General features: G+C 70.4%; 30 protein-coding genes. 24 read left to right on the top strand and 6 right to left on the bottom strand.

The window, feature by feature from the left end; translation table 11 throughout:
- The first annotated feature begins 2 nt into the window (after window positions 1-2).
- The 19 genes from rplD to AB0A65_RS00365 all read left to right on the top strand — a co-directional run bounded on the left by rplD (window position 3) and on the right by AB0A65_RS00365 (window position 10,854).
- Window positions 3-653 (top strand): 50S ribosomal protein L4, encoded by a 651-nt coding sequence (gene rplD / locus AB0A65_RS00455; protein ID WP_359943914.1) that lies wholly within the window; start codon window positions 3-5, stop codon window positions 651-653.
- Window positions 650-967 carry a 50S ribosomal protein L23 gene (rplW, locus tag AB0A65_RS00450; protein ID WP_245888830.1) on the top strand — a complete coding sequence of 106 codons (318 nt, stop codon included), beginning with the start codon at window positions 650-652 and terminating at the stop codon, window positions 965-967. Before rplD ends, rplW begins: the two co-directional genes overlap by 4 nt.
- A gap of 22 nt (window positions 968-989) precedes the next feature.
- Entirely contained in the window at window positions 990-1,832 is an 843-nt protein-coding gene (gene rplB, locus AB0A65_RS00445; RefSeq protein WP_359943911.1) for a 50S ribosomal protein L2, read from the top strand.
- A 3-nt stretch (window positions 1,833-1,835) separates the two neighbouring features.
- Entirely contained in the window at window positions 1,836-2,117 is a 282-nt protein-coding gene (gene rpsS, locus AB0A65_RS00440) for a 30S ribosomal protein S19 (RefSeq protein ID WP_091053653.1), read from the top strand.
- A gap of 36 nt (window positions 2,118-2,153) precedes the next feature.
- Entirely contained in the window at window positions 2,154-2,618 is a 465-nt protein-coding gene (rplV, locus tag AB0A65_RS00435) for a 50S ribosomal protein L22 (RefSeq protein WP_359943908.1), read from the top strand.
- Complete coding sequence (gene rpsC / locus AB0A65_RS00430; protein WP_359943906.1) at window positions 2,618-3,430, top strand: 30S ribosomal protein S3; 813 nt, start codon at window positions 2,618-2,620, stop codon at window positions 3,428-3,430. Before rplV ends, rpsC begins: the two co-directional genes overlap by 1 nt.
- A 5-nt stretch (window positions 3,431-3,435) precedes the next feature.
- Window positions 3,436-3,861 (top strand): 50S ribosomal protein L16, encoded by a 426-nt coding sequence (gene rplP / locus AB0A65_RS00425; protein WP_106361885.1) that lies wholly within the window; start codon window positions 3,436-3,438, stop codon window positions 3,859-3,861.
- A 2-nt stretch (window positions 3,862-3,863) separates the two neighbouring features.
- Window positions 3,864-4,097, top strand: coding sequence for a 50S ribosomal protein L29 (rpmC, locus tag AB0A65_RS00420; RefSeq protein WP_359943903.1), 234 nt, complete (start codon window positions 3,864-3,866; stop codon window positions 4,095-4,097).
- Complete coding sequence (rpsQ, locus tag AB0A65_RS00415; RefSeq protein ID WP_091053649.1) at window positions 4,094-4,363, top strand: 30S ribosomal protein S17; 270 nt, start codon at window positions 4,094-4,096, stop codon at window positions 4,361-4,363. Before rpmC ends, rpsQ begins: the two co-directional genes overlap by 4 nt.
- Window positions 4,364-4,375: 12 nt before the next feature.
- A complete protein-coding gene (gene rplN, locus AB0A65_RS00410; protein WP_091039823.1) occupies window positions 4,376-4,741 on the top strand; it encodes a 50S ribosomal protein L14 in 366 nt (121 codons plus the stop codon).
- A gap of 3 nt (window positions 4,742-4,744) precedes the next feature.
- Window positions 4,745-5,059 carry a 50S ribosomal protein L24 gene (gene rplX, locus AB0A65_RS00405; RefSeq protein WP_359943899.1) on the top strand — a complete coding sequence of 105 codons (315 nt, stop codon included), beginning with the start codon at window positions 4,745-4,747 and terminating at the stop codon, window positions 5,057-5,059.
- Entirely contained in the window at window positions 5,059-5,628 is a 570-nt protein-coding gene (rplE, locus tag AB0A65_RS00400; RefSeq protein ID WP_112137309.1) for a 50S ribosomal protein L5, read from the top strand. The genes rplX and rplE overlap by 1 nt, the downstream gene beginning before the upstream one ends.
- Window positions 5,628-5,813, top strand: coding sequence for a type Z 30S ribosomal protein S14 (locus AB0A65_RS00395; RefSeq protein ID WP_030155111.1), 186 nt, complete (start codon window positions 5,628-5,630; stop codon window positions 5,811-5,813). The genes rplE and AB0A65_RS00395 overlap by 1 nt, the downstream gene beginning before the upstream one ends.
- Before the next feature lie 85 nt (window positions 5,814-5,898).
- Window positions 5,899-6,306 carry a 30S ribosomal protein S8 gene (rpsH, locus tag AB0A65_RS00390; RefSeq protein ID WP_112137307.1) on the top strand — a complete coding sequence of 136 codons (408 nt, stop codon included), beginning with the start codon at window positions 5,899-5,901 and terminating at the stop codon, window positions 6,304-6,306.
- A 16-nt stretch (window positions 6,307-6,322) separates the two neighbouring features.
- Entirely contained in the window at window positions 6,323-6,862 is a 540-nt protein-coding gene (rplF, locus tag AB0A65_RS00385; RefSeq protein ID WP_359943894.1) for a 50S ribosomal protein L6, read from the top strand.
- Complete coding sequence (gene rplR / locus AB0A65_RS00380; protein WP_359943891.1) at window positions 6,862-7,257, top strand: 50S ribosomal protein L18; 396 nt, start codon at window positions 6,862-6,864, stop codon at window positions 7,255-7,257. Before rplF ends, rplR begins: the two co-directional genes overlap by 1 nt.
- A 165-nt stretch (window positions 7,258-7,422) precedes the next feature.
- Window positions 7,423-9,234, top strand: a complete 1,812-nt coding sequence (locus AB0A65_RS00375; RefSeq protein WP_359943888.1) for a glycoside hydrolase family 3 N-terminal domain-containing protein — start codon at window positions 7,423-7,425, stop codon at window positions 9,232-9,234.
- Between the two features lie 215 nt (window positions 9,235-9,449).
- Complete coding sequence (locus AB0A65_RS00370; RefSeq protein ID WP_359945532.1) at window positions 9,450-10,145, top strand: GH25 family lysozyme; 696 nt, start codon at window positions 9,450-9,452, stop codon at window positions 10,143-10,145.
- A 55-nt stretch (window positions 10,146-10,200) separates the two neighbouring features.
- Complete coding sequence (locus AB0A65_RS00365; RefSeq protein WP_359943885.1) at window positions 10,201-10,854, top strand: peptidoglycan recognition family protein; 654 nt, start codon at window positions 10,201-10,203, stop codon at window positions 10,852-10,854.
- Between the two features lie 52 nt (window positions 10,855-10,906).
- Here AB0A65_RS00365 and AB0A65_RS00360 read toward each other — a convergent pair whose 3' ends face one another.
- Window positions 10,907-11,788 carry a MurR/RpiR family transcriptional regulator gene (locus tag AB0A65_RS00360; protein WP_359943882.1) on the bottom strand — a complete coding sequence of 294 codons (882 nt, stop codon included), beginning with the start codon at window positions 11,786-11,788 and terminating at the stop codon, window positions 10,907-10,909.
- A 102-nt stretch (window positions 11,789-11,890) separates the two neighbouring features.
- Here AB0A65_RS00360 and murQ point away from each other — a divergent pair, with 102 nt between their 5' ends.
- Entirely contained in the window at window positions 11,891-12,817 is a 927-nt protein-coding gene (murQ, locus tag AB0A65_RS00355; protein WP_359943879.1) for an N-acetylmuramic acid 6-phosphate etherase, read from the top strand.
- 189 nt (window positions 12,818-13,006) lie between these two features.
- Here murQ and AB0A65_RS00350 read toward each other — a convergent pair whose 3' ends face one another.
- On the bottom strand, window positions 13,007-13,960 hold the full coding sequence (locus AB0A65_RS00350; protein ID WP_359943876.1) for a BadF/BadG/BcrA/BcrD ATPase family protein: 954 nt from the start codon (window positions 13,958-13,960) through the stop codon (window positions 13,007-13,009).
- Window positions 13,961-14,098: 138 nt separating this feature from the next.
- On the opposite strand from AB0A65_RS00350, the gene AB0A65_RS00345 reads away from it, so the two are divergent.
- The 4 genes from AB0A65_RS00345 to AB0A65_RS00330 are packed head-to-tail and all read left to right on the top strand — an operon-like array spanning window position 14,099 to window position 18,332.
- A complete protein-coding gene (locus AB0A65_RS00345; protein ID WP_359943873.1) occupies window positions 14,099-15,031 on the top strand; it encodes a MurR/RpiR family transcriptional regulator in 933 nt (310 codons plus the stop codon).
- A 53-nt stretch (window positions 15,032-15,084) separates the two neighbouring features.
- The gene (gene ngcE, locus AB0A65_RS00340) at window positions 15,085-16,482 is read left to right on the top strand and encodes an N-acetylglucosamine/diacetylchitobiose ABC transporter substrate-binding protein (protein ID WP_359943870.1); all 1,398 of its coding nucleotides are present in this window, start codon (window positions 15,085-15,087) and stop codon (window positions 16,480-16,482) included.
- A gap of 27 nt (window positions 16,483-16,509) precedes the next feature.
- Window positions 16,510-17,433, top strand: coding sequence for a sugar ABC transporter permease (locus AB0A65_RS00335; protein ID WP_359943867.1), 924 nt, complete (start codon window positions 16,510-16,512; stop codon window positions 17,431-17,433).
- 8 nt (window positions 17,434-17,441) lie between these two features.
- Window positions 17,442-18,332, top strand: a complete 891-nt coding sequence (locus AB0A65_RS00330) for a carbohydrate ABC transporter permease (RefSeq protein WP_359943864.1) — start codon at window positions 17,442-17,444, stop codon at window positions 18,330-18,332.
- 80 nt (window positions 18,333-18,412) lie between these two features.
- Here the strand turns inward: AB0A65_RS00330 and AB0A65_RS00325 are convergent, their stop codons facing one another.
- From AB0A65_RS00325 to AB0A65_RS00310, 4 genes are read right to left on the bottom strand one after another with little or no spacing between them, the layout of a single operon-like run.
- Complete coding sequence (locus AB0A65_RS00325; protein WP_359943861.1) at window positions 18,413-21,940, bottom strand: PQQ-dependent sugar dehydrogenase; 3,528 nt, start codon at window positions 21,938-21,940, stop codon at window positions 18,413-18,415.
- Window positions 21,930-23,363, bottom strand: coding sequence for a glycosyltransferase (locus AB0A65_RS00320; RefSeq protein WP_359943858.1), 1,434 nt, complete (start codon window positions 23,361-23,363; stop codon window positions 21,930-21,932). Before AB0A65_RS00320 ends, AB0A65_RS00325 begins: the two co-directional genes overlap by 11 nt.
- Window positions 23,360-25,690: a glycosyltransferase gene (locus AB0A65_RS00315; RefSeq protein WP_359943855.1), complete on the bottom strand. Its 2,331-nt coding sequence runs from the start codon at window positions 25,688-25,690 to the stop codon at window positions 23,360-23,362. The genes AB0A65_RS00320 and AB0A65_RS00315 overlap by 4 nt, the downstream gene beginning before the upstream one ends.
- On the bottom strand, window positions 25,626-26,126 hold the full coding sequence (locus AB0A65_RS00310) for a GtrA family protein (protein ID WP_359943852.1): 501 nt from the start codon (window positions 26,124-26,126) through the stop codon (window positions 25,626-25,628). The genes AB0A65_RS00315 and AB0A65_RS00310 overlap by 65 nt, the downstream gene beginning before the upstream one ends.
- Between the last annotated feature and the right edge of the window lie 180 nt (window positions 26,127-26,306).

Raw genomic sequence — 26,306 nt, 5'->3', positions numbered from 1 at the left:
GCATGAGCCTTGAAATCATCGTGAAGAACGCCTCTGGTGAGGAGACCGGGAAGACCATCGCGCTTCCGGCGTCGATCTTCGACGTCGAGCCGAACATCCCGCTCATGCACCAGGTCGTGACGGCCCAGCTCGCGGCCGCCCGTTCGGGTTCGGCGAAGACCAAGACCCGCGGCGAGGTCCGCGGCGGCGGTCGCAAGCCTTACCGCCAGAAGGGCACCGGCCGCGCGCGCCAGGGCTCGACCCGCGCCCCGCAGTTCGCGGGCGGCGGCGTCGTCCACGGCCCGCAGCCCCGCTCGTACGCCGAGCGGACCCCGAAGAAGATGAAGGCGGCCGCTCTGGCGGGCGCCCTCACCGACCGGGTGCGCGGCGAGAACGTGCACGTCATCGACTCGTTCATCGCGGACGAGACCCCGAAGACCAAGGCCGCCAAGGCCGCCCTCGCGGCGATCACCGGCGCGTCGAAGGTCCTCGTGGTCCTCTCCCGCGACGAGGAGACCGCGGCCCAGAGCCTGCGCAACCTCCCCGAGGTGCACCTGCTCGACTGGGGCCAGGTCAACACGTACGACGTGCTCAACAACGAGGACATCGTGTTCAGCGAGGCCGCCATCGAGGCGTTCATCGCGGACCGGACCGACGAGGAGGTCGCGGCGTGAGCAGCGAAGTGACCGTCGCCGACCCGCGCGACATCATCATCAAGCCGGTCATCTCGGAGAAGACCTACACCCTCCTCGGTGAGGGCAAGTACACCTTCGAGGTCGACCCGCGCGCCAACAAGAGCCACATCAAGATCGCCATCAAGGAGATCTTCGACGTGGACGTCAAGAGCGTCAACACCCTGAACCGATCGGGCAAGCGCAAGCGCACCCGTACCGGTTGGGGCCAGCGCAAGAGCGTCAAGCACGCGATCGTCACCGTCGAGGGCGACCCCGGTCGTCTCGGTGAGATCTTCGGCGGACAGATCGCCTAAGAGACGCAGGGAGTTAACCGATATGGCTATTCGCAAGTACAAGCCGACGACGCCCGGGCGTCGTGGCTCCAGCGTCTCCGACTTCGCCGAGATCACCCGTTCGACCCCCGAGAAGTCGCTGCTGCGCCCGATCTCCAAGACCGGCGGCCGCAACAACTCGGGCAAGATCTCGACCCGTCACCGCGGCGGCGGCCACAAGCGTCGCTACCGCGTGATCGACTTCCGTCGCCACGACAAGGACGGCGTGCCGGCGAAGGTCGCGCACATCGAGTACGACCCGAACCGGACCGCGAACATCGCGCTGCTGCACTACGCGGACGGCGAGAAGCGCTACATCCTGGCCCCCAAGGGGATCAAGCAGGGTGACACCATCGAGAACGGCCCGGGCGCGGACATCAAGCCCGGCAACTCGCTGGAGCTGCGCCACATCCCGGTCGGTACGACGGTCCACGCGGTGGAGCTCAAGCCCGGCGGCGGTGCCGCTCTGGGCCGCTCGGCCGGTGCCTCGATCCAGCTCCTCGCCCGTGAAGGCAAGTACGCGCACCTGCGCATGCCGTCCGGCGAGATCCGCCTGGTCCAGGTCACCTGCCGCGCCTCCGTGGGCGAGGTCGGCAACGCCGAGCAGGGGAACATCAACTGGGGCAAGGCCGGCCGCATGCGCTGGAAGGGCTGGCGCCCGACCGTCCGCGGTGTCGTCATGAACCCGGTCGACCACCCGCACGGTGGTGGCGAGGGCCGCACGTCCGGTGGTCGCCACCCGGTGAACCCGCAGGGCAAGCCCGAGGGTCGCACGCGGAAGAAGAACCACCCGACCGACCGGCTCATCGTGCGCCGTCGCCACGCCAACCGGAAGCGGGGTAAGTAAGCCATGGCTCGCAGCCTCAAGAAGGGCCCGTTCGTCGACGACCACCTCCAGAAGAAGGTGGACGTCGCCGTCGAGACCAAGAGCAAGAACGTCATCAAGACCTGGTCGCGCCGTTCGACGATCACCCCGGACTTCATCGGGCTGACCTTCGGCGTCCACGACGGTCGCAAGCACGTTCCGGTCTACGTCACGGAGAACATGGTCGGGCACAAGCTCGGCGAGTTCGCCCCGACCCGCACGTTCCGCGGGCACGAGAAGGACGACCGGAAGAGCCGTCGCCGCTAGGCCACGGGTTTGAGAAACGAACGAAGGATTAGAACGATGGCAACAGTGGAGCAGGAGGCTCCGAAGGCGCGCGCGGTGGCGCGGTACGTCCGCGTAGCTCCCCGCAAGGCGCGCCGCGTCGTCGACCTCGTGCGTGGCCTGCCTGTGGACGAGGCCCTGACGACCCTTGAGTTCGCGCCTTTCAGCGCGGCCGAGGTCGTCTACAAGGTCATCGCGTCGGCTCAGGCGAACGCCGAGAACAACCTCGGTCTGGACCCGGAATCGCTTCTGGTGTCCGAGATCAAGGTCGACGAGGGCCCGACCATGCGCCGGTACCGTCCGCGCGCCCACGGTCGCGCCTACCGGATCAACAAGCGCACCAGCCACATCACCGTGGTGGTCGAGTCCGTCCAGGCCAAGGGTTCCAGCGCCGCTCCGTCGGTGCGCCGCCCGAAGGCCGCGCCGAAGCCGGTCGAGGCCGAGGCGAAGTCCGAGACCGCTGAGAAGGAGGAGACCGCCTAATGGGTCAGAAAATCCACCCGCACGGGTACCGCCTCGGCATCAGCGCCGACTGGACCTCGCGTTGGTACGCCGACAAGGAGTACGCCGAGTACGTCGGCGAGGACGTCAAGATCCGCAAGCTCATGACCCAGGGTCTGGAGCGCGCCGGGATCAGCAAGGTCGACATCGAGCGCACCCGCGAGCGGGTCCGCGTCGACATCCACACCGCCCGCCCGGGCATCGTCATCGGCCGCAAGGGCGCCGAGGCCGATCGTCTGCGCGGCAACCTGGAGAAGCTGACCGGCAAGCAGGTCCAGCTGAACATCATCGAGGTCAAGAACCCCGACATCGATGCTCAGCTCGTGGCCCAGGGCGTCGCGGAGCAGCTGTCCAGCCGTGTCAACTTCCGTCGCGCGATGCGCAAGGCCATTCAGTCGGCCATGCGCAACCCGACCGTGAAGGGCATCAAGGTGCAGTGCTCGGGCCGCCTCGGCGGCGCCGAGATGAGCCGTTCCGAGCAGTACCGCGAGGGCCAGGTCCCGCTGCACACGCTGCGCGCGAACATCGACTACGGCCTGTTCGAGGCCGCCACGACCTTCGGCCGCATCGGCGTGAAGGTGTGGATCTACAAGGGTGAGGCCACGCTCAAGGAGCAGGCCGAGCAGGTGCAGCGTCGTCGTGACGCCGGCGGCGACCGCGGTGGACGCGGCGGCCGCGGCGGTGCCGGCGGCGGGGGCGCCCGTGGCGGACGCGGCCGTGGTGGCCGCGGGGCCGCCGCTCAGCCTGCGGAGGCCGCTGCCGCCGCGCCCGCCACTGAGAAGCAGGAGGGCTAAGCGACATGCTCATGCCACGGAAACCGCCGCGCGGTTACCGGAAGCCTCACGCTCCGAAGCGCAAGGGCAAGGCCACTCGCGGCACGAAGGTCTCCTTCGGCGAGTACGGCATCCAGGCGCTGGAGCACAGCTACGTGACCAACCGCCAGATCGAGTCCGCTCGTATCGCCATGACCCGCCACATCAAGCGTGGCGGCAAGGTGTGGATCACGATCTTCCCGGACCGTGCGATCACCAAGAAGCCCGCGGAGACCCGTCAGGGCTCCGGTAAGGGCTCGCCCGAGTTCTGGGTGGCGAACGTCAAGCCGGGCCGCGTCATGTTCGAGCTCTCGTACCCGAGCGAGGAGACGGCCCACGAGGCCCTTCAGCGGGCGATCCACAAGCTCCCGATGAAGTGCCGCATCGTCTCTCGTGAAGGGGCAGGTGAGTAGTGATGGCTACTGGTATCGACACCGGTGAGCTGCGCGAGCTCAACGAGAAGGAACTCCAGGCGAAGCTCGTGGAGAAGAAGGAAGAGCTGTTCAACCTGCGGGTCCGGAACGCCACCGGCCAGCTGGAGAACAACCACGAGCTCGGTCTGGTCCGCAAGGAGATCGCGCGGATCTACACCGTCATGAACGAGCGCCGGCTGGGCCTCAGCAGCGCGCCCGAGGAGGTTGAGAAGTGAGCGAGGAAACTCAGACTCGCGGCCGCCGCAAGGTCCTTGAGGGCCTCGTCGTCGGCGACAAGATGGACAAGACCGCTGTCGTCGAGGTCGAGGACCGCAAGAAGCACTCGCTGTACGGCAAGGTCATCAAGTCCAACAAGAAGTACAAGGCTCACGACGAGAACAACGAGGCCGGCATCGGCGACCGCGTCACCATCATGGAGACGCGTCCCCTGTCGAAGACCAAGCGGTTCCGCATCGTCGAGATCCTTGAGAAGGCGAAGTAGGGGGACCGGGACGTGATTCAGCAAGAGTCGCGGCTCAAGGTCGCCGACAACACCGGTGCGCGGGAGATCCTGTGCATCCGGGTGCTCGGCGGCTCCGGCCGACGCTACGCCGGGATCGGTGACACGATCGTGGCCTCCGTCAAGGACGCCACCCCGGGTGCCGGGGTGAAGAAGGGCGACGTCGTCAAGGCCGTCATCGTTCGCACGGTCAAGGAGACGCGCCGTCCCGACGGCACGTACATCAAGTTCGACGAGAACGCCGCCGTCCTCGTCAAGGACGGCGAACCGCGAGGGACCCGTATCTTCGGGCCGGTCGCCCGCGAACTGCGCGACAAGCAGTTCATGAAGATCATCTCCCTCGCACCGGAGGTGCTGTAAGAGATGAAGATCAAGAAGGGCGACCGAGTCCGCGTCATCGCGGGCAAGGACAAGGGCGCCGAGGGCCTGGTGCTGGAGGCGTACCCCGACCGCGAGCGCGTGCTCGTCGAGGGTGTCAACCGCATCACCAAGCACACCAAGGCCGGCCAGACGGCGCGTGGATCGAAGACCGGTGGCATCGTCACCCAGGAAGCCGCGATCCACGTGTCCAACGTGCAGGTGCTCGACGCCGACAACCAGCCGACCCGCGTCGGCTACCGGTTCGGCGACGACGGCCGCAAGGTCCGCGTTTCCAAGCGGACGGGTAAGGACCTGTAATGACTGACGTTGCAGAGAAGACGCAGCCGCGGCTGAAGGAGACCTACCGCTCCGACATCCGCCCCGCGCTCCAGGAGCAGTTCAAGTACGTCAACATCCACCAGATCCCCGGTCTGACCAAGATCGTGGTGAACATGGGTGTCGGCGAGGCCGCTCGGGACTCGAAGCTGATCAACGGCGCTCTGGCCGACCTGGCGACGATCACCGGGCAGAAGCCCCTGGTCCGCCTGGCCAAGAAGTCCATCGCGCAGTTCAAGCTCCGCGAGGGCCAGGCGATCGGCGCGAAGGTGACCCTCCGCGGCGACCGCATGTGGGAGTTCCTCGACCGCCTGCTGGCGATCGCGCTGCCGCGCATCCGCGACTTCCGCGGGCTCTCGGACCAGCAGTTCGACGGCAACGGGAACTACACCTTCGGTCTCACCGAGCAGTCCGTGTTCCCCGAGATCGACCAGGACAAGATCGACCGGGTTCGCGGCATGGACATCACGCTGGTGACCACCGCGAAGACCGACGACGAAGGCCGGGCGTTCCTGAAGCTGCTCGGCTTCCCGTTCAAGGAGAACGACTAATGGCGAAGAAAGCCCTCATCGCGAAGGCCAAGCGGAAGCCGAAGTTCGCCGTGCGCGCCTACACCCGCTGCCAGAAGTGCGGCCGGCCGAAGGCCGTCTACCGCAAGTTCGGCCTGTGCCGCGTCTGCGTGCGCGACATGGCCCACGCGGGTGAACTCCCGGGCGTCCACAAGGCCTCCTGGTAACTCCAGGAACCATAGCTCCGATCGCCACAGGCCCTGCCGCGCTTCACAAGGCGGGGAACCGGGGTGAGAAAGGTAAACAACGCTAATGACAATGACCGACCCGATCGCAGACATGCTGACCCGTCTGCGGAACGCCAACCAGGCGTACCACGACCAGCTCGCGATGCCGCACTCCAAGATGAAGGCCTCCATCGCGGAGGTCCTCAAGCAGGAGGGCTACATCGCCGACTGGCGCGCCGAGGAGCCCGAAGAGGGCAAGGTCGGCAAGACCCTGGTCATCGACCTGAAGTTCGGCGAGCGCCGCGAGCGGTCCCTTGCGGGCCTGCGCCGCGTCTCCAAGCCGGGCCTGCGGGTCTACGCCAAGTCCACTGAGCTGCCGCGCGTCCTCGGCGGCCTGGGTGTGGCCATCGTGTCCACGTCCCAGGGCCTGCTGACTGACCGCCAGGCTCGCAAGCGCGGCGTGGGCGGCGAAGTCATCGCCTACGTCTGGTAGCAGGAGGGTATTAAGCATGTCCCGCATTGGGAAGCAGCCGATTCTGGTGCCCTCCGGCGTCGACGTCAAGGTCGATGGCGCGACGGTGACCGTGAAGGGCCCCAAGGGCCAGCTCAGCCATGAGCTGCCCGAGCCCATCGGCATCGAGAAGGGCGAGGACGGGACCTACTCCCTGACCCGTCCGAACGACGAGCGGAAGTCCCGGGCCCTCCACGGCCTGGCGCGCAGCCTCGTCAACAACATGGTCGTCGGCGTCTCTGAGGGCTACAAGAAGTCCCTGGAGATCAACGGCACCGGTTACCGGGCGCAGGCCAAGGGCAAGGGCGTGGAGATGAGCCTCGGCTTCTCCCACACCATCCAGGTCGACGCGCCTGAGGGCATCTCGTTCACGGTCGAGAAGCCGACCCTGCTGCACGTCGAGGGCATCGACAAGCAGCTGGTCGGCCAGGTCGCCGCGAACATCCGCCGTCTGCGTCCGCCGGAGCCCTACAAGGGCAAGGGCGTCAAGTACGTCGACGAGCGCATCCGCCGCAAGGCCGGGAAGGCAGGTAAGTAATGGCGAGCAAACTCGAAAACCGCCGCCCGTCCGGGTCGGTGTCCGAGCGCCGCCGGATCGGCAAGAACCGCCGGCACTTCCGCGGCCGCAAGAAGATCACGGGCACGGCCGCTCAGCCGCGCCTCGCGGTCTTCCGCTCCTCGAAGCACATCGTGGCCCAGGTCATCGACGACGTGACGGGCCGCACGCTGGCCGCCGCGTCGACGGTGGAGGCCGGGCTGCGCGCGTTCGAGGGCGACAAGACCGCGAAGTCGAAGGAAGTCGGCAAGCTGGTCGCCGAGCGCGCCAAGGCCGCCGGCGTCGAGGCCGTGGTCTTCGACCGCGGCGGCGTCAAGTACCACGGCCGCGTCGCGGCCCTGGCCGACGCCGCCCGCGAGGCCGGTCTGAAGTTCTAGTCCGCTAGGACCGCTTTTCGGAAGCCGGGTCGGAGCATCTGCTCCGGCCCGGCTTTCGTCCTGCCCGCTGCCGGAAAACGTCCCGTCAGGGTGATTTGGGCGTCCCGGGAGGGGGGCGGGCGCGGGCGCCGGGGCCGCTTGAGCGACCATGGGCGGGTGCGTCCGGTGAAGCTCTCCCGAAAGACCGTGCTCCTGTCCAGTGTCACGGCCGCGTTCGCGGTCGTCGGCGGCGGAGCCGTGATCGCCGAGGCGACTGCGGGCGGCGACGAGCCCGACGAGCCCGAGGGGGACCAGCCGGTGGAGGAGACGACCGCGGACCCGGTGGGGGAGCTGCTCGCGTCGATGTCCCTGGAGGACAAGGTCGGCCAGCTGTTCATGGTGTACGTCCACGGCGAGTCCGCGGACTCCGGCGACCCGGACGCGGTCGCCTCGAACCGGGAGCGGCTCGGCGCCGACGACGGGGCCGCGTTCGTGGCGGCGTACCGTCCCGGCGGCGTCATCTACTTCGACTGGGCCAACGGCCTCGCCGACCCCGAGCAGGTCGCGCGGCTCTCGAACGGCCTCCAGGACGTCTCGGCGGTGCCGCTGCTCATCGCCACGGACCAGGAGTACGGCTCGGTCGTGCGCATCGGCGAGCCCGCCACGCAGTTCCCCGGCGCGATGCCGCTGGGCGCGACCCGGGACGCCGCCGCCGCCGAGGAGGCGGCGCGGATCGCGGGCGCCGAATTGCGCGCGATGGGCCTGAACCACAATTTCGCCCCCGATGCGGATGTCAATGTGGACCCCGCGAACCCGGTGATCGGGGTCCGCTCGTTCGGCTCCGACCCCGGTCTCGTGGCCGAGTTCGCGGCCGCGCAGGTCCGCGGGTACCAGGCCGGGGGCGTCGCGGTGTCCGCGAAGCACTTCCCGGGCCACGGCGACACCTCGACCGACAGCCACGTGGGCCTGCCGGTCATCACGCACACCGCCGAGGAGTGGGAGGCGGTCGACGCGCCGCCCTTCAAGGCCGCCATCGCGGCCGGGACCGACATGGTCATGTCCGCCCACCTGCAGTTCCCCGCACTGGACGACTCGCTCATGCCCGCGACGCTGTCGCCGCCGATCCTCACCGGGCTGCTGCGCGAGCGGCTCGGGTTCACCGGCGTCGTCGTCACCGACGCGCTCGACATGCAGGGCGTGCGCACCGAGTACGGCGACGACCGCGTCCCGGTCCTCGCGCTCCTGGCCGGGGCCGACCTGCTGCTCATGCCCCCGGACTTTCCGCTCGCGCACCGGGCCGTCCTCGACGCCCTCGCCGCCGGGGAGCTCACCGAGGAACGCATCGACGAATCGGTGCGGCGCATTCTCACCCTGAAGCATTCGCGGGGCATTGTGGATGATCCGGAGGCCGACGAGGGCGCCGCGGCCGACGCCGTCGGCACCGACGCGAACCGCGCCGCCGCCGAGGACATCGCCGACCGCTCCGTCACGCTCCTCGCCAACGACGGCACGCTGCCGCTCGCCTCCGGCTCGGTCCTGGTCACCGGGTGGGGCGAGAACACCACCCAGCGGCTCGCGGCCGCCTTGAACGCCAACGGGTTCCAGGCCGAAGCCCACGTCACCGGCGACGAGCCGGACGCCGACGCCATCGCGGCCGCCGTGGCCGCCGCCGCGGGGCGCGACCTCGTCGTCGTCGCCACCCGCAACGTGCGCGCCGGCTCCCCGCAGGCCGACCTCGTGGCCGCGCTCCTCGACGGCGCCTCCGACGGCGATGCGGCCCCCGTGGTGACCGCCGCGGTCGGCACGCCCTACGACGCCGCGCAGCTGCCCGGCGCCAACGCGAGCCTCGCCGCGTACTCGTACGCCGCGCCCTCCCTCGCGGCCCTCGCGAAGGTCATCGCGGGCGCGGTCGAGCCGACCGGGACGCTCCCGGTCGACGTCCCGGCCGCCTCAGGGGGCGTGCTCTACCCCTTCGGCCACGGCCTCGGCTACCGGTAGTCACGTTCACCGCCGCGAAACGGAAAGTTATTTTCACAGGCTTGACTGTTCGTGGAACTTATCTACATACTGGGGCCAAGTGCCAAACCAGGCACTCCCCCCATTTGTGAGATCTCCTGACAAGCAGGGAGCATTGTGTGAACCTCTTCGCAACCCTCCGCAACCTCAGAAGACGCCACGGACTGCGCGCAGCGGTCGTGGTCTTCCTCTCCGCGGTGCTGACCGCGACCGGACTGGCCGTCGCGAGCCCCGCGCAGGCCCAGGGCCTCGCGGGCATCGACGTCTCGAACTACCAGGGCGCCATCAACTGGACGTCCGTCAAGAACTCGGGCATCCAGTTCGCCTACATCAAGGCGACCGAGGGCACCACCTTCAAGGACGCCCGGTTCAACACCAACTACCCGGCAGCGCACGCCGCGGGCGTCGTCCGCGGCGCCTACCACTTCGCGCGGCCCAACTCCTCCACCGGTGCGGCGCAGGCGAACTACTTCGCCAGCAACGGCGGCGCCTGGTCGGCCGACGGCCTCACCCTCCCCGGCGCGCTCGACCTGGAGGCCCCGCCCTCGGGCGCGGCCTGCTACGGCCTGAGCACCACCTCGATGCGCAACTGGATCACGGACTTCTACAACACGTACAAGACCCGGACCGGCCGCGACGTCGTCATCTACACGACCGCCTCGTGGTGGAACACCTGCACCGGCTCCTGGACCGGCATGGCCTCCAAGAGCCCCCTGTGGGTCGCCCACTGGGGCGCCTCGACCCCGTCGCTCCCCGCCGGGTGGAGCAGCACCACCTGGACGTTCTGGCAGTACACGTCCACCGGCTCGGTCTCCGGCATCTCCGGGAACGTCGACCGGAACTACTTCAACGGCTCGACCGCGCGGCTCACCGCGCTGGCGAACAACACCTAGCGCGACGCGTGGGCCGGGCCCCGGGCCCGGCCCACGGCGTTCCTGGAGGCAGACCATGGACGACCACCGCATCCGCCGCCGGGTCCTGTTCGGCACCGGCGCCCTCATCGCCGCCGCGGGCGTGACCGCCGCGAGCGCGACGCCCGCCCTCGCCGCTGTCGAGCCGGACGTCGACGCGACGACCGCCTGGGGCGCGCGGCCCCCGAACGGCACCAACCCCGTCATCCAGGGGAGCCCGGCGAAGCTGATCGTGCACCACACGGTCTCGGCGAACACCACCGACTACTCCCGCGCGCAGGCCCACGCCCACGCCAAGTGGGTGCAGGACCTGCACATGGACGGGAACGGCTGGCGCGACTCCGGCTACAACTTCGTGGTCAGCCGCGGCGGCTGGATCACCGAGGGCACCACCGGGAGCCTCGCGGCCCTGCGCTCGGGGCAGCGCTTCATCATGGGCATCCACACCTCGGGCCAGAACGGCAGCGCCCTCGGCATCTCCAACGAGGGCGCCTACCACGACGGCGCCGTACCCACTGCGGCCCAATGGGAGTCGCTGGTGACGCTGTGCGCGTACGCGTGCGAGCAGTACGGCATCCCGTCGAGCGAGATCTACGGGCACATGGACTTCAACTCCACCCAGTGCCCCGGGATCTTCCACGACCGGCTCCCGCAGCTGCGGGACGAAGTGGACGCCGCCCGCGACTGGTAGGCCGGGTACACGAGCTGATCGCGCGCGGCGCGGTGACCGCCGCGCGCGATCGTCACGTCCGCTGCCGGTGCGAGACCGCCGCGGCGGTGGCCGCGAGGGCCTTCGCGGTGCGCTTGCGCTGCTTGGCGGCGACGCCCACGAACAGGCAGTCCACGACCATGAGCTGCGCGATGCGGCTGACGGTGGCGCCGGACCGGAACGTCGTCTCGCGCGCGGCGGTCGTCAGCACCAGGTCGGCGGCCTGCGCCAGCGGGGACCGGGCGTGGTTGGTGATGGCGACGGTGACGGCCTCCCGGTCGCGGGCGGCCTCCAGGAACTCCACGGTCTCGGTGGTCGCCCCGGAGTGGGAGATCGCGACGGCGACGTCCTTGGGCCCGGCGAGGGCGCTGGCGACGAGCGCGGAGTGGACATCGGGCCAGTTGAAGGCCACGGACCCGATGCGGTGCAGCTTCTTCACGAGGTCGGCGGCGACGATCCCCGACGCCTCGACGCCGAACACGTCGATGCGCCCGGCGGCGGCGAGCGCGGCGACCGCGGCCTCGCAGGCGGCGGTGTCGAGGGCGTTCGCGGTGTCGGTGATCGCGCCGACGTCGGCGTAGGAGATGGTGGCGATGATGCGGGACATGTCGGCGCCGGTGGGGATGTCGCCGCCCGCGATCTCGCGGTCGGGGCCGTCGCCGGTGCCGATGACGGCCTGGGCGGCGCGCATGCGCAGCTCGCGGTGGCCGGCGAGGCCGAGGGAGCGGCAGAATCGCACCACGGTCGCTTCGGAGGTGCCCGCCGCGCGGGCGAGTTCGGTGATGGTCCGCGTGGAGGCGGCCTCGGGCTCGCGGATGATCTCTTGGGCGACCTTGGTCTCGGCCTTCGAGAGGGAAGGCAGGACCGACTTGATGAGCACCAGGAGGTTGGGCGCTTCGGTGCGGCTTGCTGGCATGACGTCACGGTACACCCGCGGGCGATTCGTCACGGTGCGGCGCGATTCTTCACTCTAACCTTGATGGGTGAAATTTTACTTCATTGCGCTACGCTCGCAACTGTGAGTGAACCGACCGAGCGCCTTGAAGCGCGAACCCTGTTGGCAATGCTGGCGACCGAGCGCGCCGACCCCCGGTACGCGGGGATAGAGGATCTGTCGACCCTCGACCTGGCGCGCACCATGAACGAGGCCGACGCGAGCGTCTCCGCCGCCGTCGCCGCGGTGCTGCCCGACGTGGCCGCCGCGATCGACGCCGTGGCCGACCGGCTCGCCAAGGGCGGGCGGCTGCGGTACGTCGGGGCCGGGACGGCCGGGCGGATGGCCGTGATGGACGCCGCCGAGTGCCCGCCGACGTTCTCGACCGACCCGGACCTCGTCAAGGCCGTCATCGCGGGCGGCAAGGCCGCCGAGGGCGGCGCGGTCGAGGGCACCGAGGACGACGCGGCCGCGGGCGAGGCCGCGATGGCCGCCGACGGCATCGGCCCGGCCGACGCGGTCGTCGGCCTGGCCGCGAGCGGCCGCACCCCCTTCGTCGTCGCAGCGGTCCGCGAGGCCAGGCGGCGCGGTGCGCTGACGGTGGGGCTGTCGTGCAACACGGGCACGGTGCTCTCGGAGGCGGCCGAGCACCGGATCGAGGTCGAGGTGGGGCCGGAGGTCGTGGCCGGGTCGACGCGGCTGAAGTCGGGGACGGCGCAGAAGTTCGTGCTCAACATGGTGTCGACGATCAGCATGGTGCGGCTCGGGAAGGTCTACCGGAACTACATGGTGGACATGAAGGTCGCCAACCAGAAGCTCGCCGCCCGCGCGGTCCGCATGATCCGCGAGATCACCGGCGCCGGGGCCGACGAGGCCGAGGCCGCCCTGGCGGCCTCGGGAAACCACGTGAAGACCGCGGTCGTGATGCTCGAACTCGGCGTCGGGGCCGCCGACGCCGCGGCGCGGCTCGAACGCGCCGACGGCAGGCTCTCGGGCGCGCTGGCGGCCTGAGGGCGCGCCGGATCGGGCGCGGCCGTCGGCCGCCCCCGGTTCAACTGTGCCCCTGGGGTACGACATTCGCCGGCGGCGGCGGCATTCGGGTACGCCGCGTCGGCGGGTGAACGGCGCCGCCCCCGGTTCGAGTGTCACTGATGGGTGTGACAGTCGGGGCGGGGGCGGCGTCTCGTCTTTGGCGGGTTGCTAACGCCAGGCGAGCTGGCGGTGGAGGCGGGCGCGTTCGGCCGGGTCGGTGACGAACACGCTGGCGGCCATCCAGGCCGCGCCGATGGCGGGATCGGTGGCCTTGCTGATGCCGGCCTTGGGGTAGACCAGGCGGAAGCGCTCCTGGAGGAGCGCGGCGATGGGGGTGGGTCGGGTCAGGAGGCTGCCGGCCATGACGATCGGCAGTTCGCGGTCGACGACGTAGGAGACCGACTCGGCCAGGTGGCCCACGGCCCGCGCGACGATCGACTCGGCGACCGCGTCGCCGCCGTCGGCGGCCTCGCAGACCAGGGACGCGAAGCGCGACAGGCGGACGGGCGGGTCCGCCATGCACTTGGCGACGAGGGCGCCGGACCGCCGCTTGTCGGGGGCGATCGCGGCGATGATGGCCTCGACGAGGCGGCCGCCGGGGCCGTTCCCGTCGATGTGGCGCAGCGCGGCCCGCACGGCCTCGCGGCCGAGCCAGAACCCGGAGCCCGCGTCGCCGAACAGCCAGCCGTAGCCGTCGGAGCGCAGCGCCGGGGCCCGGTCGCGGATCGCGAACGCCACCGCGCCCGTCCCGGAGACGATCACGGTCCCGTCGGCGGCCGAGGACCCGGCCGCGAACGCGATGACCGCGTCCGAGACCACCTCGACCTCGCAGGCGGTCGCGAAGCGCCGCTTGAGGTCCGCGGAGAGTTCGCGCACCTCCTCGGTCAGGGACAGCGCGCCCGCGGTGCCGACGCACACCGAGCCGACCTCGGCCGGGTCGATCCCGCCGAGGGCCCGCTGGAACGCCAGCGCCATGTTGGACAGGGCGATCTCCCGGTCGCCGCCGACCGGGTTGGCCGGTCCGGACGCGCCGGTGCCGAGCACCGCTCCGCTCTCATCGATGAGGACGGCGCGGCTGCTGGTCCCGCCGGCGTCAAGGCCGACGGCGAGTCTTGCATGCATGTATGAGGGTCCTCGCTTCTCGCGCTACCAGCAGTATCCGCTCTAGGTGCAAACCAGTAAAAAAAATTCTCATGAACTTGACACGAGTGTGGCATAGGTAATAGTTTTTCTTGAATCCACCTCCCGAAAGGGTCGCCCATGGACCGAACCCGGACAGATGCCCCGCCCGCCTCAGCGGATGCGGGTGTCCTCGAACGGATCCGCTTGGGCGCGAACGACCTCTCCGAGGCAATGTCCAAAGTGGCCGACCAGGTCTTGGCCGACCCCGAAGCCGCGGCCCGGGCGACGATCATGGATCTCGCCGAGCTCTCGGGCACCTCCCCAGGAACCATCACACGATTCTGCCGTCACCTCGGATACGACGGTTACGCGGCCCTCCGGGTCGCCATCGCCACCGAGACCGGCAGGGCCTCGGCCAGGCACGAGACCGGCTGGGACGTCAACATCGGCCGCGAGATCGGCGCCGACGACCCGCTCGACCGAGTCCTCAAGCAGCTCATCACGATCGACGCCGCGATGCTCCGCGGCACCATGGACCTCCTCGACCTCGCCGCCGTCGAGCGCGTCGCCGCGAGCGTGGCGAACGCCCGCCGCGTCGACGTCTACGGCGTCGGCTCCAGCGCCATCGTCGCCCGCGAGCTCCAGATGGGCTTCTACCGCACCGGCGTCGCCGCGTGGGCCTGGACCGAGGTCCACGACGCGCTGGCCAGCGCCGCGATCCTCGGCCCGCGGGACGTGGCGATAGCCGCCTCGATGTCCGGCACGACCGTGGAGATCGTGGAGATGCTGTCGGAGGCCGGGAGCCGGGGGGCGCTCACCGTGGCGCTCACGGCGTTCCCCGAGTCGCCGATCGCCGAGATCGCCGACGTCACGCTGGTGTCCGCGTCCCGGCGGACCGGGCACCGCGCGGACCTGCTGGCCGCCAGGCACTCCCAGCTGCTGGTGGCCGATCTCGTCCACATAGCCGTCGCGCAGCGGCGCTTCCCGGAGGCCAGCGAGGCCCTGGAATCGCGTGCGCGAGCCGTGGTCGGCCACCGACCGACGCCGCGGCCCCGGAACGGCGCCGGCTGACCGCCCGACCGATCTGCACCAACACCCTCTACCCCCAATCAGGAGCGAAACCCATGAGGACTTCAAACCGCCCGCTGTTCAACCGCCGCAACCTGCTCGGGGCCACCGCCGCCGGGCTCGCGGCCTCCTCGCTGGGCGCGTGCGCGACCAGCGGCAGCGACGACGAGGTCGACGACGTGGAGGTCGGCGACGACGCCGAGAACCCGTTCAGCGTCGACCCGTCGGCGCCCCTGGACGTCGTCATCTTCGACGGCGGCTTCGGCAACGAGTACGCCGTGGCGCACCAGGCGATCTACAACGAGGCGTTCCCGGACGCGGAGATCGAGTTCCTCGCGACGCAGGCGATCGCCGAGACGCAGCAGCCGCGCTTCGCCGAGGGCAAGCCCGCGGACGTGCTCGACAACTCGGGCGCGCAGCAGATCCCGATGGACTCCCTCGTCTCGGACGGGGAGCTGGCGGAGCTGACGCCGCTGCTCGACGCGCCCTCGTACGACGACCCGGCCGTGACGGTCCGCGAGACCCTGCGGGACGGCGTGCTCACCTCCGGCACCTACAACGGCGAGGTGTACGCCCTGAACTACGTGTTCTCGGCGTGGACGGTCTGGTACGACGCCAAGCTGTTCCGCGACCAGGGCTGGACCGCGCCGACGACGTGGGAGGAGATGCTCGCGCTCTGCCCCGTCATCAAGGAGGCCGGGATCGCGCCGTGGACGTACGCGGGGCAGCACCCGGTGTACCTGTACGACCTGCTGCTGATCCTCGCGGGCCGCCACGGCGGCGTCGAGGTCCTCAAGGCCATCGACCACCTGGAGCCCGACGCGTGGCGCAACGAGTCGGTCGTCAAGGCCGCCGAGGCGCTCGCGGCCCTCTACACCGAGGGGTACATCCTCGAAGGCACGCCGGGCATCGACCACATCCAGTCGCAGACGGCGTTCAACGAGCGCAAGGCCGCGTTCCTCCCGTGCGGGTCGTGGCTGCCGAACGAGCAGGCGGCGATCGCGCCCGCGGACTTCGAGTACATGCCGATGGGCGTCCCGGCGTTCGAGGGCTCGGTGCAGCCGGGCCTGATCAGCGCGGGCGGCGAGGAGCCGTTCGTGGTGCCGAAGAACGCGACGAACCTGGCCGGGGCGTACGAGTACCTGCGGATCATGCTCTCCAAGGAGGGCGCGCAGATCTTCGGCGACACGGTGCAGGCGGCGACGATCGTCAAGGGCGTGGAGCTGGACAACCCCGCGGCGCAGGCGACCGACGCGCTGGTGTCCAACCCGGACGACCTGTTCCAGCCGTTCTTCCGGTTCTGGTACACGAAGATGAACGAGGAGGTCCGGCCCGCGCTCGGATCGCTCCTGTCGGGCGAGTCCACGGCGGCGGAGTTCATCGACCGGATGCAGACGGTGGCCGACGAGACGGCCGCGGACGACACCATCGAGAAGTTCACCCACGAGGACTAGGTCCGGAGCGAGAGGAGGGCCTGGGTCGTGAAGCACGGCAGGTACCCGTTCATCCTGAGTTTCCTGGCGCTGCCGGTGGGACTCTACGCCTGGCTGGTGATCCTGCCGTTCGCCCAGGCCTTCCAGATCTCCCTGACCGACTGGTCGGGGTCGAGCAACTCCTTCAACTACATCGGGTTCGACAACTACGTGAACCTGTTCAAGGACGAGCGGTTCGTCCTGCCCGCCCTGCGGCACACCGGGATCATCCTGGTGGTGCTGCCGGTGGTGACGATCGCGCTGGGCCTGTTCTTCGCGTTCATGCTGAACCTGGGCGGGCGCAGCCGCCAGGGCCGCATCGAGGGCGTGGCGGGCTCGAAGTTCCACAAGGTCGTGTACTTCTTCCCGCAGGTGCTGTCGGTCGCGATCGTCGGCATCCTGTGGAAGCAGGTGTACGCGCCGGAGAACTTCGGCGGGCTGATCACCGGGACGCTGGGGGCGATCGGGCTCCCGACGCCGGTGAACGGGTTCCTCGCGGACAAGCGGTTCGTGCTGGCGGCCGTCATCGGGGTCCTGGTGTGGAGCGCGGTCGGGTTCTACCTGGTGTTCTTCTCCTCGGCGATGGCGTCGATCCCGCGCGACATCTACGAGGCGGCGATCATCGACGGGGCCGGGCGGTTCCAGATGTTCTTCAAGATCACGCTGCCGCTGCTGTGGGACTCGGTCCAGACCGCGTGGATCTACCTGTCCATCGTGGCGCTGGACGTGTTCGTGCTGGTGTACCTGATGACACCCGAGCAGGGCGGCCCCGACACGGCGAGCGAGGTCGTCGGGGGCGTCATCTGGAAGTACGCGTTCAAGCACGGCGAGCAGGCGTTCGCGTCGGCGATCGGCGTGGTCCTGTTCTTCGCCGCGCTGTCCCTGGCCGTGGTGTCGCTGCGGTTCGGCCGCCGCGAGCAGATCGAGTACTGAGGTTCGACATGGCAACCGAGACCCCCGTCAAGGCCCCCGCCGCGAAGTCGCGCGCCTCCGGTGCGCCGCGCGAAGGCGCCGTGCTCAACTTCTTCTCCCAGGGCTTCCTGTGGCTGTGGTCGCTCATGGTCATCGTGCCCGTGGTGTGGATCGTGCTGTCCTCGTTCAAGACGACGCGGGAGATCGCGTCGGCGCCGCTGGCGCTGCCGGAGTCGCTGCACTGGCAGAACTTCGCGAACGCGTGGACGAACGGGCACATCGGCGCGTTCTTCCTGAACACGTTGCAGGTCATGGTCTTCAGCGTCTCCGGGACGATGCTCCTGGGCGCGATGGCCGCGTACGTGCTGGCCCGCTACCAGTTCTTCGGGAACCGGGTCATCTACTTCGGGTTCGCGGCCGGGATGATGTTCCCGGTGTTCCTGGCGCTGTTCCCGCTGTTCAAGACCCTCGGGAACGTGGGCCTGCTGAACACCTACACCGGGCTGATCATCGTCTACATCGCGTATTCGCTGCCGTTCACGGTGTTCTTCCTGACCGCGTTCTTCCGCACGCTCCCCACGGGGGTCGCGGAGGCCGCGATCGTGGACGGTGCCGGGCACTACCGGCTGTTCTTCCAGGTGATGCTGCCGATGGCGAAGCCGGGCCTGATCGCGATCACGATCTTCAACATCATCGGGCAGTGGAACCAGTTCCTGCTGCCGCTGGTCCTCATGGGCCGCAACCCCGACGACGCCGTCATCTCCCAGGGCCTCGCGAACCTCGCGATGCGCCAGGGCTACGAGGGCGACTCGGGCGCGCTGTTCGCCGGGACGGTGCTCGCGATGATCCCGATCTTCGTCGCGTACGTGCTGTTCCAGCGCCAGATCCAGGAGGGCCTGACGGCCGGCGCGATCAAGTAGCGAGCCGCCGCCCGGGACGCCCCCTTCGCGTCCCGAGCGGCGGTCGGCGCCGGGGGCTTCCGCTGACCCCCGGCGCCGGTCTACGACACGGCCACCGAGTCGAACACGGCCGCGCCCGGGTCGCCCCCGTCGTGCGAGGTCGCGAACAGGCCGATCACCGCGTCACCGGGGACCTCGGCCACTGCGAACGCGGTCCACGCCTCCCCGTCCTCGGACCACGACGCGGTCACGGTGCCGCCGGTCCTGTTGAGCCGCAGCCACATCGGCGCGCCGTCCCCGGCCCCGCCGGTGTCGGTGTCGAACCCGGTCTGGAACCTGACGCCGTGCCCGGGGGTGACCATGACGGCCGCGTAGTCCGCGCCCGCCTCCGGTGCGGTCTTGACCATGAGCCCGGCCTTCGCCCACTCGTCGGTGTCCTCCTGGGAGGCCACGCGCGCGGTGATCTCACCGTCCCCGGCGAGGGGCTGGTGGCAGAAGTGGAACTGGTCCGCGTCGCCCCAGACGTCGTTCCCCGCGCCGGTCACCGTGACCGATCCGCCGGAGAACAGCGCGTCCCCGGGGATGCGCGGGCCGCCCACGTCGCCGCAGGTCCACGGCTCGGGCACCTGCGGCGCCCCGTCGCGGACCACGACCGAGTCGAACACGGCCGTGTTCGCCTCGCCGCCGTTGTGGGAGGTCACGAACAGCCCCACCGTGGCCGGGCCCGCGAGTGCCCCGCCCGCGAACGGCTCCCACGCGAGGCCGTCCGCCGAGTGGTACGCCGTCACCTGCGCGCCCTCGCGCACGAGCCGGAGCCACACGGGCGCATCGGAAGCGGGCCCGTCCACATCGGTGTCGAACCCGGTCTGGAAGTGCACGCCTTGACCCGACGTCGCCATGGCCGCGACGTAGTCGGCGCCCTCCTCGGGGGCGGTCTTCACCATGACCCCGGCCTTCGCCCACTCGTCCGTGTCCTCAAGGGATGCGACGCGGGCGATGATCTCCCCGTCGCCCGCGAGCTCCCGGTGGCAGTACTGGAACTGGTCGGCCTCCCCCCAGATGTCGTTCCCCGCCCCCGTCAGGGTCGCGGTCCCGTCGGGCGCGAACGACGCCGACCCGGCGACCGCCGGATCGCCCACGTCCTCGCACGTCAGCTCCGGGCCGCTCGCGGCGACCTCCACGGAGTCGAACACCGCCGTCGCGAACCGCGTGTTGTCGTGCGCGGTCGCGAACAGGCCGATGCGGGCGTTCGCCGACATCGGCACCGTCGCCGACCCGATCGCCGTCCACGTCTCCCCGTCCGCCGACAGCTCCCCGGTGAACTCGTCCCCGTTGCGCGTCAACCGGAGCCACGCCGAACCGGCCGTGTAGTCGAACCCGCCGCCGTCGGTCCCGAAGTCCGCCTGGAAGTGCGCCCCGTGCTCCGGGGTCACCGCCACGGACGCATAGGTCGCGCCCTCCGCGGTGGACTCCTTGATCATGATCCCGGCCTTCGCCCACGGGTTCTCGGCGTCGAGCCCGGTGAGCCGGGCCGTGATCGACCCGTCCCCGACGAGCGACTGGTGCACGTAGTGGAACTCGTCGGTCCCGCCCCACACGTCCCAGCCCGCGCCCGACACGGTGAACTCGCCGTCATCGAAGCTGCTCAGCCCCAACGTGGTCCGCTCGCCGACGTCCGTGGCCTCCCACGGGTCCGGCGGCACCGGCAGCTCCTCGAACTCGGCCGTCACCGCCGCGTCCTCACCGGGCACGGTGAACACGTGCTGCCGCTCGGCCCCCGTCGACCAGCCCGCGAACCGGTACCGCGTGCCGTCCGCGTACTGCGGCGACTCCGCGCCCAGCGCGTACTCCGTGCCCACGACCAGGCGCTTCGACGTCGACTCGTACGGCCGCCCGTCGAGCGTGAACGCCAGCCCCGGCGGGTCCGTCGCGATCGACACCTCCACCGTGTTCGGATGCACGTCCACATAGGTCGTGTCCGTCAGGCCCCCGGAGTCCGTGGCCGTCAGAGCGATCCGGTAGAACGTGTTGTCGCCCCCGTGCGGCGCCCGCGGGATCGTGATCTCCCCGCCCGCGCCCTCCGCCGGACCGTAGAACGGGTGCACGTGGTCGGCGTGGTGGAACTGCACGGTCCACGACAGCGAGGCCGCCCCCAGCTCCCCGTCCTCCGGGTCCGTCGCCGCGCCCGAGAACGCGATCACGTCCCCCGCGTCGTACGCGAGCCCCGACTCGGGGGTCAGGACCACCGCCTCCGGCCTGGTGTTCCCGACCTGCACCTCCACGTGGGCCTGCGCCGACTTGTCGCCGTCCGAGACCGTCAGCACCGCCTGGTAGACCCCGTCGTCGGTGTACGTGTGCACCGGGTCGGCCTCCGTCGAGGACTCCCCGTCCCCGAAGTCCCACGAGTACGACAGCCCGTCCCCGTCCGGGTCGCCCGACCCCTCCGAGGAGAACGCCACCTCCAAAGGCCCGTAACCGGAGTCGGGCGACGCCGACGCCTTCGCCACCGGGGTCCGGTTCCCACCCGAGGGCGCGATCCGGTACAGCTCACCGGGGTAGATGTTCAACTGGTACAGCGCCCCGTCGGGGCCCGTCTGGAGCTCCACCGGCGTGCCCGCGTCCAGGTCGAAGTCGTGCACCCCGACCACGGTCTCGAACGACGCGTCCATCTCCAGGTACTTCACGAACCCGAGCGTGTAGTCCGCGAAGAACACCGCGTCCTCGTATTGCGCGCCCAGCAGCCCGCCCTCGTACACCTCCACCGAGGAGATCGAGCCCGCGCTCGCGGGCGGCGCCGTGTGCGGGTACGCGTACACCGGCTGCGCGTACGGGCACCCGTCGCACGGCCCCTCCACGTGCGGCCACCCGTAGTTCGCGCCCCGCTCGATCCGGTTGAGCTCCTCCCACTCCGAACCGCCCACGTCCCCCGCGAGGACGCTCCCCGCGTTCGGTCCGCTGGGGACGAAGTCCCACCGGAAGGAGTTGCGGAGCCCGTACGCCCACACCGACGGCTCCGCCCCCGGCGTGTCCACGAACGGGTTGTCCGCCGGGATCGAGCCGTCCGCGTTGATCCGGTGCATCTTCCCGTGGACGTTCCCCAGGTTCGGCGGGTTCTGGGAGTTCGTGTTCATCCCGAGCGTCCAGTACAGCTTCCCGTCCGGCCCGAACTTGACGGTCCCCGAGTGGTGGAACACGTTCGCGTCCTGGTGCGACTGGATGAGCACCAGCTCCGAGTCCGGATCGATCTCGTGGCCGCTCATCGTGAAGCGGCTCAACCGGTCCAGGTTGTCCGCCGCCGTGTACCCGACGTACACGAACCCGTTCGACGCGAAGTCCGGGTCCAGCTCCAGGCCCAGCAGCCCCCGCTCGTCCGACCCGGCCGTCGCCAGCTCGATCAGCGGGTGCTCGTGCAGCTCCCCGTCGTGGACCAGCTCGATGTCGCCGTTCTTCTCCGCCACCAGGATGTCCCCGTCCGGCGTGAACCGGAACGACGTCGGCTCCTCCAGTCCGTCGACCACCAGCAGTTTCTCGAACTCCTCCGGGGGCGCCGCCTGCGCCCCCGGCGCCACGAGCAGCGCCGCGCCCAGCAGCGCCCCGACCGCCAAGCGGCCCAGTCCCTTACCGCGCATGGACGACCTCCCCGGCCTCGTCGGACGTGTCCAGCCCGTGCACCGTCAGCTCCCAGAAGTGCCGCTTGCTCGGCCGGATCAGCTGCACCAGCGCCTTGTACGCCGCGACGCTCATCAGCGCCCAGTACAGCGGCACCGTCAGCATCGCCCGCACCGCCGCGTACAGCCCCCGCTTCAGGCACCCCAGCATCAGCGCGTAGCACATGAGCGCGTTCCCCGCGATCATCGCGAACATCCCCCCGTACAGGACCGCGGGCGGGAACAGCGGCTCCATCCACTCGGGCCCGAACACGAAGTACGACAGCGTCATCAGCCACATCAGCGGGTTGATCAGCGTCGTGACCGTCGAGAACCCGAGCGTCAGGTGGATCGCCAGGGTCTTCTTCGTCCCCAGCTCCCGCCACATCCGCACGGGCTCCCGCGAATGCACCAGCCACGTCTGGAGGTACCCCTTGATCCACCTGGAGCGCTGGCGGATCCAGTTGCCGAGCGCGGAGTTCGCCTCCTCCTCGGTGACCGAGACGATCATCCTGACGTCCCAGCCGCGCCGGGCGATGCGGATGCCGAGGTCGGCGTCCTCGGTGACGTTGAACGGGTCCCACCCACCGAGGTCGCGCAGCGCGTCGATCCTGAAGTGGTTCGACGTGCCGCCCAAGGGGATCGCCAGCCGGTGCCGGTCCATGCCGTGGAGGGTGAGGCTGAAGTTGGTGGCGTACTCGGCGGAGAAGCACCGGGTGAGCCAGTTCGTCCACGGGTTCCAGTACTGGAGCTCGGCCTGCACGCACACCACCCGGTCCGGGAGCACCCGGAACGCCAGAGCGGCCTTGCGGAGCTGGTCGGGGTCGGGCCGGTCCTCGGCGTCGAAGATGACGCACAGGTCGCCGGTGGCCTGGGCCAGGCCCACGTTGCACGCCTTCGGCTTCGTCTTCGGCCCCGCGTCGGGCACGACGACCGTGCGGAACGTGCGCCCGAGCCGCTGCGCAGCGATCGCCGTCCGGGTCTCGCCGTCGTCGGCCTCCACGAGCAGGAGGATCTCCAGCTTCTCGGGCGGGTAGTCCATCGCGGAGAGCCGCCGCACGAGTCCGGGGACGACCGCGGCCTCCCGGTACAGCGGCACGAGGACGGTGTACCGGGGGAGCTCGGCGTCCGGGAACGTCTCCAGCGCACCGGGTGCGAAGCGCATCGCGGTGGACCGGCCGGAACCGAGGACCATCGCGAGCTTGAAGCCGATCACGGCCAGGTACAGGACGATGAGCGCGCACATGCCGCCCTGCGCCCACTGGAGGGGGCTCGGCCCGATCCCGGTGAGCAGGTCGAGCGCGATGCACGCGGCGGTGCCGCCGACGACGCCGAGCCCGAGGGCCCACTGGCCGGGGGACAGGAGGCGCCGGGCGCTGAGCGCGTCGGTCTCGTTGAGGCTCATGCGGTCTCCTCGGCGCGGTAGACGAGGCGGTCGTCCTCGTCGTAGACCAGGTCGTAGTGGTCTTCCAGAAGGTCGGTGCCCCACAGGGCCTGCCAGACGTCGTCCTCGGAGCCGGGCTCGGCCCGCATGTAGATCCACTCGACCCCCGCGGCGTGCGGGTCCGCGAGGGCCTCCTCCCAGATCCGGTACGAGCCCTCGTAGATGAGCGAACCGGTGGGGACCTGCGACTCGAAGGTCACCGACTCGTTCTCGAACGACATCATGAGCGTCGTCCCGCCGTCGTGGTGCCCGCGCAGCCACGCGGCCACGGCGGCGTCGTCGGCCGCGGTCTCGCTGGAGCGGAACTGGACGGCCTCGTCGAGCACCACGGGCCCGCCGACGGCGACGGTGGCCCCGGCGACCGCGGCGAGCGCGAGCGCCCCGGCCGCGGCGCCGCTCCTGCTCGGGAGGCGCTGCACGAGCACGCCGACGAGGTACCCGGCGAACACGGCCGCGGGGATGAGCATGATGAGCCCGAACCTGACGTTGTAGAGCCCGCCCATGACCTCCTCGACGTGGAGGGGCCGCTCGCCCGAGAACAGCGCCCACAGGAAGAACGGCGCGAACACGAGCATCGTGTAGGGCGCGAGGGAGCGCACGCGGTTCCGTACGGCGTAGAGGACGAGCCCGGCGATCCCGATCGCGGCCGTGGCGATCCCGAGGTTGTGGAGCGCGGCGTACCCGTAGGTCGCGGCGCTCGTGGGCAGCGACCCGACGTTGGCCTCCCCCTGGGCCACCCACAGCGACGCGTCGGCGTACTCGCCGGACTTCCAGTTGAGCGGGTCGCCGAAGATCGCGAGGTTCCAGGCGGTCCACCCGAGGATGCCGGCGCCCGCGACGAACCCGAACACGACCACCGAGCCCTCGGTGTGGGCGTACCGGCGGTGCCGCCGCAGCGCGGTGAACGCCACGATGAGACCCGTGACGGCGCAGAGGATCCAGCCCTCGTAGCGGGTGAGCGACGCGGCGAGGACCGCGGCGGACGCGAGCGTCAGGTCCCGCAGCCGCCCGTGCGTGCACCACTCGTGGAGGTGGTGGACCGCGACGACGGCGCACGCGAACAGCAGCAGCTCCGTCATGGCCGTGGCCTGGAGGTACAGCACGTTCGGGTTGAGCGCGAACAGCCCCGCGGCGGTGAGCCCGGCGGCCCAGTGCCCGCCCACGGACCTGGCGTGTACGAACAGGCCCCGCACGGCGACGACGTATGCGGCCATCGAGACCGCGGCGCCCGCGAACCCGCTGGTGTACAACGCCTCCCAGGTCGCGAGCGGCGCCGTCAGGAGGTGCGGCAGCGGGAGCCAGACGCCGCCGAGCTGCGCGAGCCCGGCCGTGGGGCTCTCGACCACGCGCCGCGCGATGAGCAGGTGCGAGTTCGCGTCCGGGTACGCGAGGAGGTACCCGTGGTCGGCGAAGTACAAGTACGCGACGACGCTGGCGACGACCGCCGCGAGCGTGATCAGGGCCGCGCCGGGGTCGCGGGGGGCGGTGAGGCGCCGGAGCCAGCCGAGGCGCTGCGCGTCGCGCACCATGTGGCCGTAGACGACCGCGAGGCTGACGAGGGACTTGACGACGACCGAGAGGCGCGCGCCGGTCTGCTCGCCGTGCTCGCGCGGGTAGTGCTCCACGGGGTGCTCGACGATGCGGGCGCCGTCCCCGGAGATGCGGCACAGCAGCTCGGGGGAGATCGCGGCGGCCTGGCCGGTGAGCCGCAGGTCCTGGAGCAGCGAGCGGTCGATGAGCTTGTACGCGCAGTCGACGTCGCGCCCGGGGACCTGGAGCAGGGCCTTGCACAGGGTGGTCCAGACCTTCGCGTTGAGGCGGCGGCGCCACGGGTCGGCGCGCCTGCGCCGGTACCCGATCACGGCGTCGGCGCGCTCCTCCTTCTTGCGCTCGCGCAGCCGCACCAGGTCCCCGGCGCGGAACTGGCAGTCCGCGTCGGTCAGGAGGATCTCGCGGAACCCGGTGCGCCGCAGGGCGGTCTCCAGCCCGGTGCGCACGGCCGCGCCGTAGCCGCGGTTGCGGTCGTGGTGGACCGCGATGACGCGCCCGGGGTGGGCGGCGGCGAGCCGGTCGATGACCGCGCCGGTGCGGTCGTCGCTGCCGTCGTCCACGACGATCACGGCGTGCGGGACCCCTTCGCGCACGAGCGTCGAGAGGAAGTCCTGCACCGTGGCGGCCACGTTCGCCTCCTCGCGGTAGGCGGGCATGACCACGGCGACGCCGTCAGTCGGCGGCGGCGCCGCCGTGCGGACCGGGGAGTGCTGCGGCTGGTCGGCGATGATCGTCAAGGGAGTCTCCATAGTGGTCGGTGGTGGATGTCATGCGGCGGAACACGAGGTGGTCGCTGGCGAGGTAGGTGAGCAGGGCCCCGGCGCCGACCCCGGCGGCCGCGGCGGCCACCGGCGGCAGGAACGCCGAGACGAGGGCGTACACGCCCGTGTTGCAGGCCAGGCTCACCGCGACGGTGGCCTGGAAGGAGAGCCAGCGCCCGGCGCGGGGGCCGGGGCGGCGGCGGTCGGACCACGTGACGTACGTGGACAGCAGGAAGTTGACCTGGGCGGAGGCGAGGAATCCGACCGCGTTCGCGAGCGGGCCGGGGGTTCCGGCGCCTTTCAGGGCCAGGAGAATTCCGGCCTGAATTGCGAAGCAGGTCAGGCCGACGCCTGTGAATCGGGCGAGCCGCGACAGTTGTCGGCGGCACTGTTGCGGCCGGAGCCGACGCATTCGATTTGCCTCCTGAAGGCACGGCGGATAAACGCACCGACTCGTCTTCTTTGGACGTTCGTGCGCGCGGCTGATCGGGTTGTGGAACCCACCCTAGCCAGTGCGGAGCAGCACATGGGCCCCGGCGATCCCGTACCGGAATCACGGTGCGTCACTTCTGAGTCAGCAAATGTCCAGTTT

The organism is Glycomyces sp. NPDC047010, assembly GCF_040644205.1.
Lineage (GTDB): Bacteria > Actinomycetota > Actinomycetes > Mycobacteriales > Micromonosporaceae > Glycomyces.
Note: the sequence above shows the minus strand (reverse complement) of the source record. Positions and strands in the feature narration are given on the sequence as shown.

Bases quoted from the DNA above. Each gene is read 5' to 3' on its own strand.
- rplB (WP_359943911.1), top strand. From the start codon at position 990: ATGGCTATTCGCAAGTACAAGCCGACGACGCCCGGGCGTCGTGGCTCC.
- AB0A65_RS00320 (WP_359943858.1), bottom strand. From the start codon at position 23,363: ATGAGCCTCAACGAGACCGACGCGCTCAGCGCCCGGCGCCTCCTGTCC.
- AB0A65_RS00395 (WP_030155111.1), top strand. From the start codon at position 5,628: ATGGCGAAGAAAGCCCTCATCGCGAAGGCCAAGCGGAAGCCGAAGTTC.
- rplP (WP_106361885.1), top strand. From the start codon at position 3,436: ATGCTCATGCCACGGAAACCGCCGCGCGGTTACCGGAAGCCTCACGCT.
- AB0A65_RS00325 (WP_359943861.1), bottom strand. From the start codon at position 21,940: ATGCGCGGTAAGGGACTGGGCCGCTTGGCGGTCGGGGCGCTGCTGGGC.
- rplX (WP_359943899.1), top strand. From the start codon at position 4,745: ATGAAGATCAAGAAGGGCGACCGAGTCCGCGTCATCGCGGGCAAGGAC.
- AB0A65_RS00345 (WP_359943873.1), top strand. From the start codon at position 14,099: ATGGACCGAACCCGGACAGATGCCCCGCCCGCCTCAGCGGATGCGGGT.
- rpsH (WP_112137307.1), top strand. From the start codon at position 5,899: ATGACAATGACCGACCCGATCGCAGACATGCTGACCCGTCTGCGGAAC.
- AB0A65_RS00350 (WP_359943876.1), bottom strand. From the start codon at position 13,960: ATGCATGCAAGACTCGCCGTCGGCCTTGACGCCGGCGGGACCAGCAGC.
- rpsC (WP_359943906.1), top strand. From the start codon at position 2,618: ATGGGTCAGAAAATCCACCCGCACGGGTACCGCCTCGGCATCAGCGCC.
- rplF (WP_359943894.1), top strand. From the start codon at position 6,323: ATGTCCCGCATTGGGAAGCAGCCGATTCTGGTGCCCTCCGGCGTCGAC.
- rplD (WP_359943914.1), top strand. From the start codon at position 3: ATGAGCCTTGAAATCATCGTGAAGAACGCCTCTGGTGAGGAGACCGGG.
- rplE (WP_112137309.1), top strand. From the start codon at position 5,059: ATGACTGACGTTGCAGAGAAGACGCAGCCGCGGCTGAAGGAGACCTAC.
- AB0A65_RS00330 (WP_359943864.1), top strand. From the start codon at position 17,442: ATGGCAACCGAGACCCCCGTCAAGGCCCCCGCCGCGAAGTCGCGCGCC.
- rplR (WP_359943891.1), top strand. From the start codon at position 6,862: ATGGCGAGCAAACTCGAAAACCGCCGCCCGTCCGGGTCGGTGTCCGAG.
- AB0A65_RS00310 (WP_359943852.1), bottom strand. From the start codon at position 26,126: ATGCGTCGGCTCCGGCCGCAACAGTGCCGCCGACAACTGTCGCGGCTC.
- AB0A65_RS00365 (WP_359943885.1), top strand. From the start codon at position 10,201: ATGGACGACCACCGCATCCGCCGCCGGGTCCTGTTCGGCACCGGCGCC.
- rplV (WP_359943908.1), top strand. From the start codon at position 2,154: ATGGCAACAGTGGAGCAGGAGGCTCCGAAGGCGCGCGCGGTGGCGCGG.
- ngcE (WP_359943870.1), top strand. From the start codon at position 15,085: ATGAGGACTTCAAACCGCCCGCTGTTCAACCGCCGCAACCTGCTCGGG.
- rpsS (WP_091053653.1), top strand. From the start codon at position 1,836: ATGGCTCGCAGCCTCAAGAAGGGCCCGTTCGTCGACGACCACCTCCAG.
- AB0A65_RS00360 (WP_359943882.1), bottom strand. From the start codon at position 11,788: ATGCCAGCAAGCCGCACCGAAGCGCCCAACCTCCTGGTGCTCATCAAG.
- rpmC (WP_359943903.1), top strand. From the start codon at position 3,864: ATGGCTACTGGTATCGACACCGGTGAGCTGCGCGAGCTCAACGAGAAG.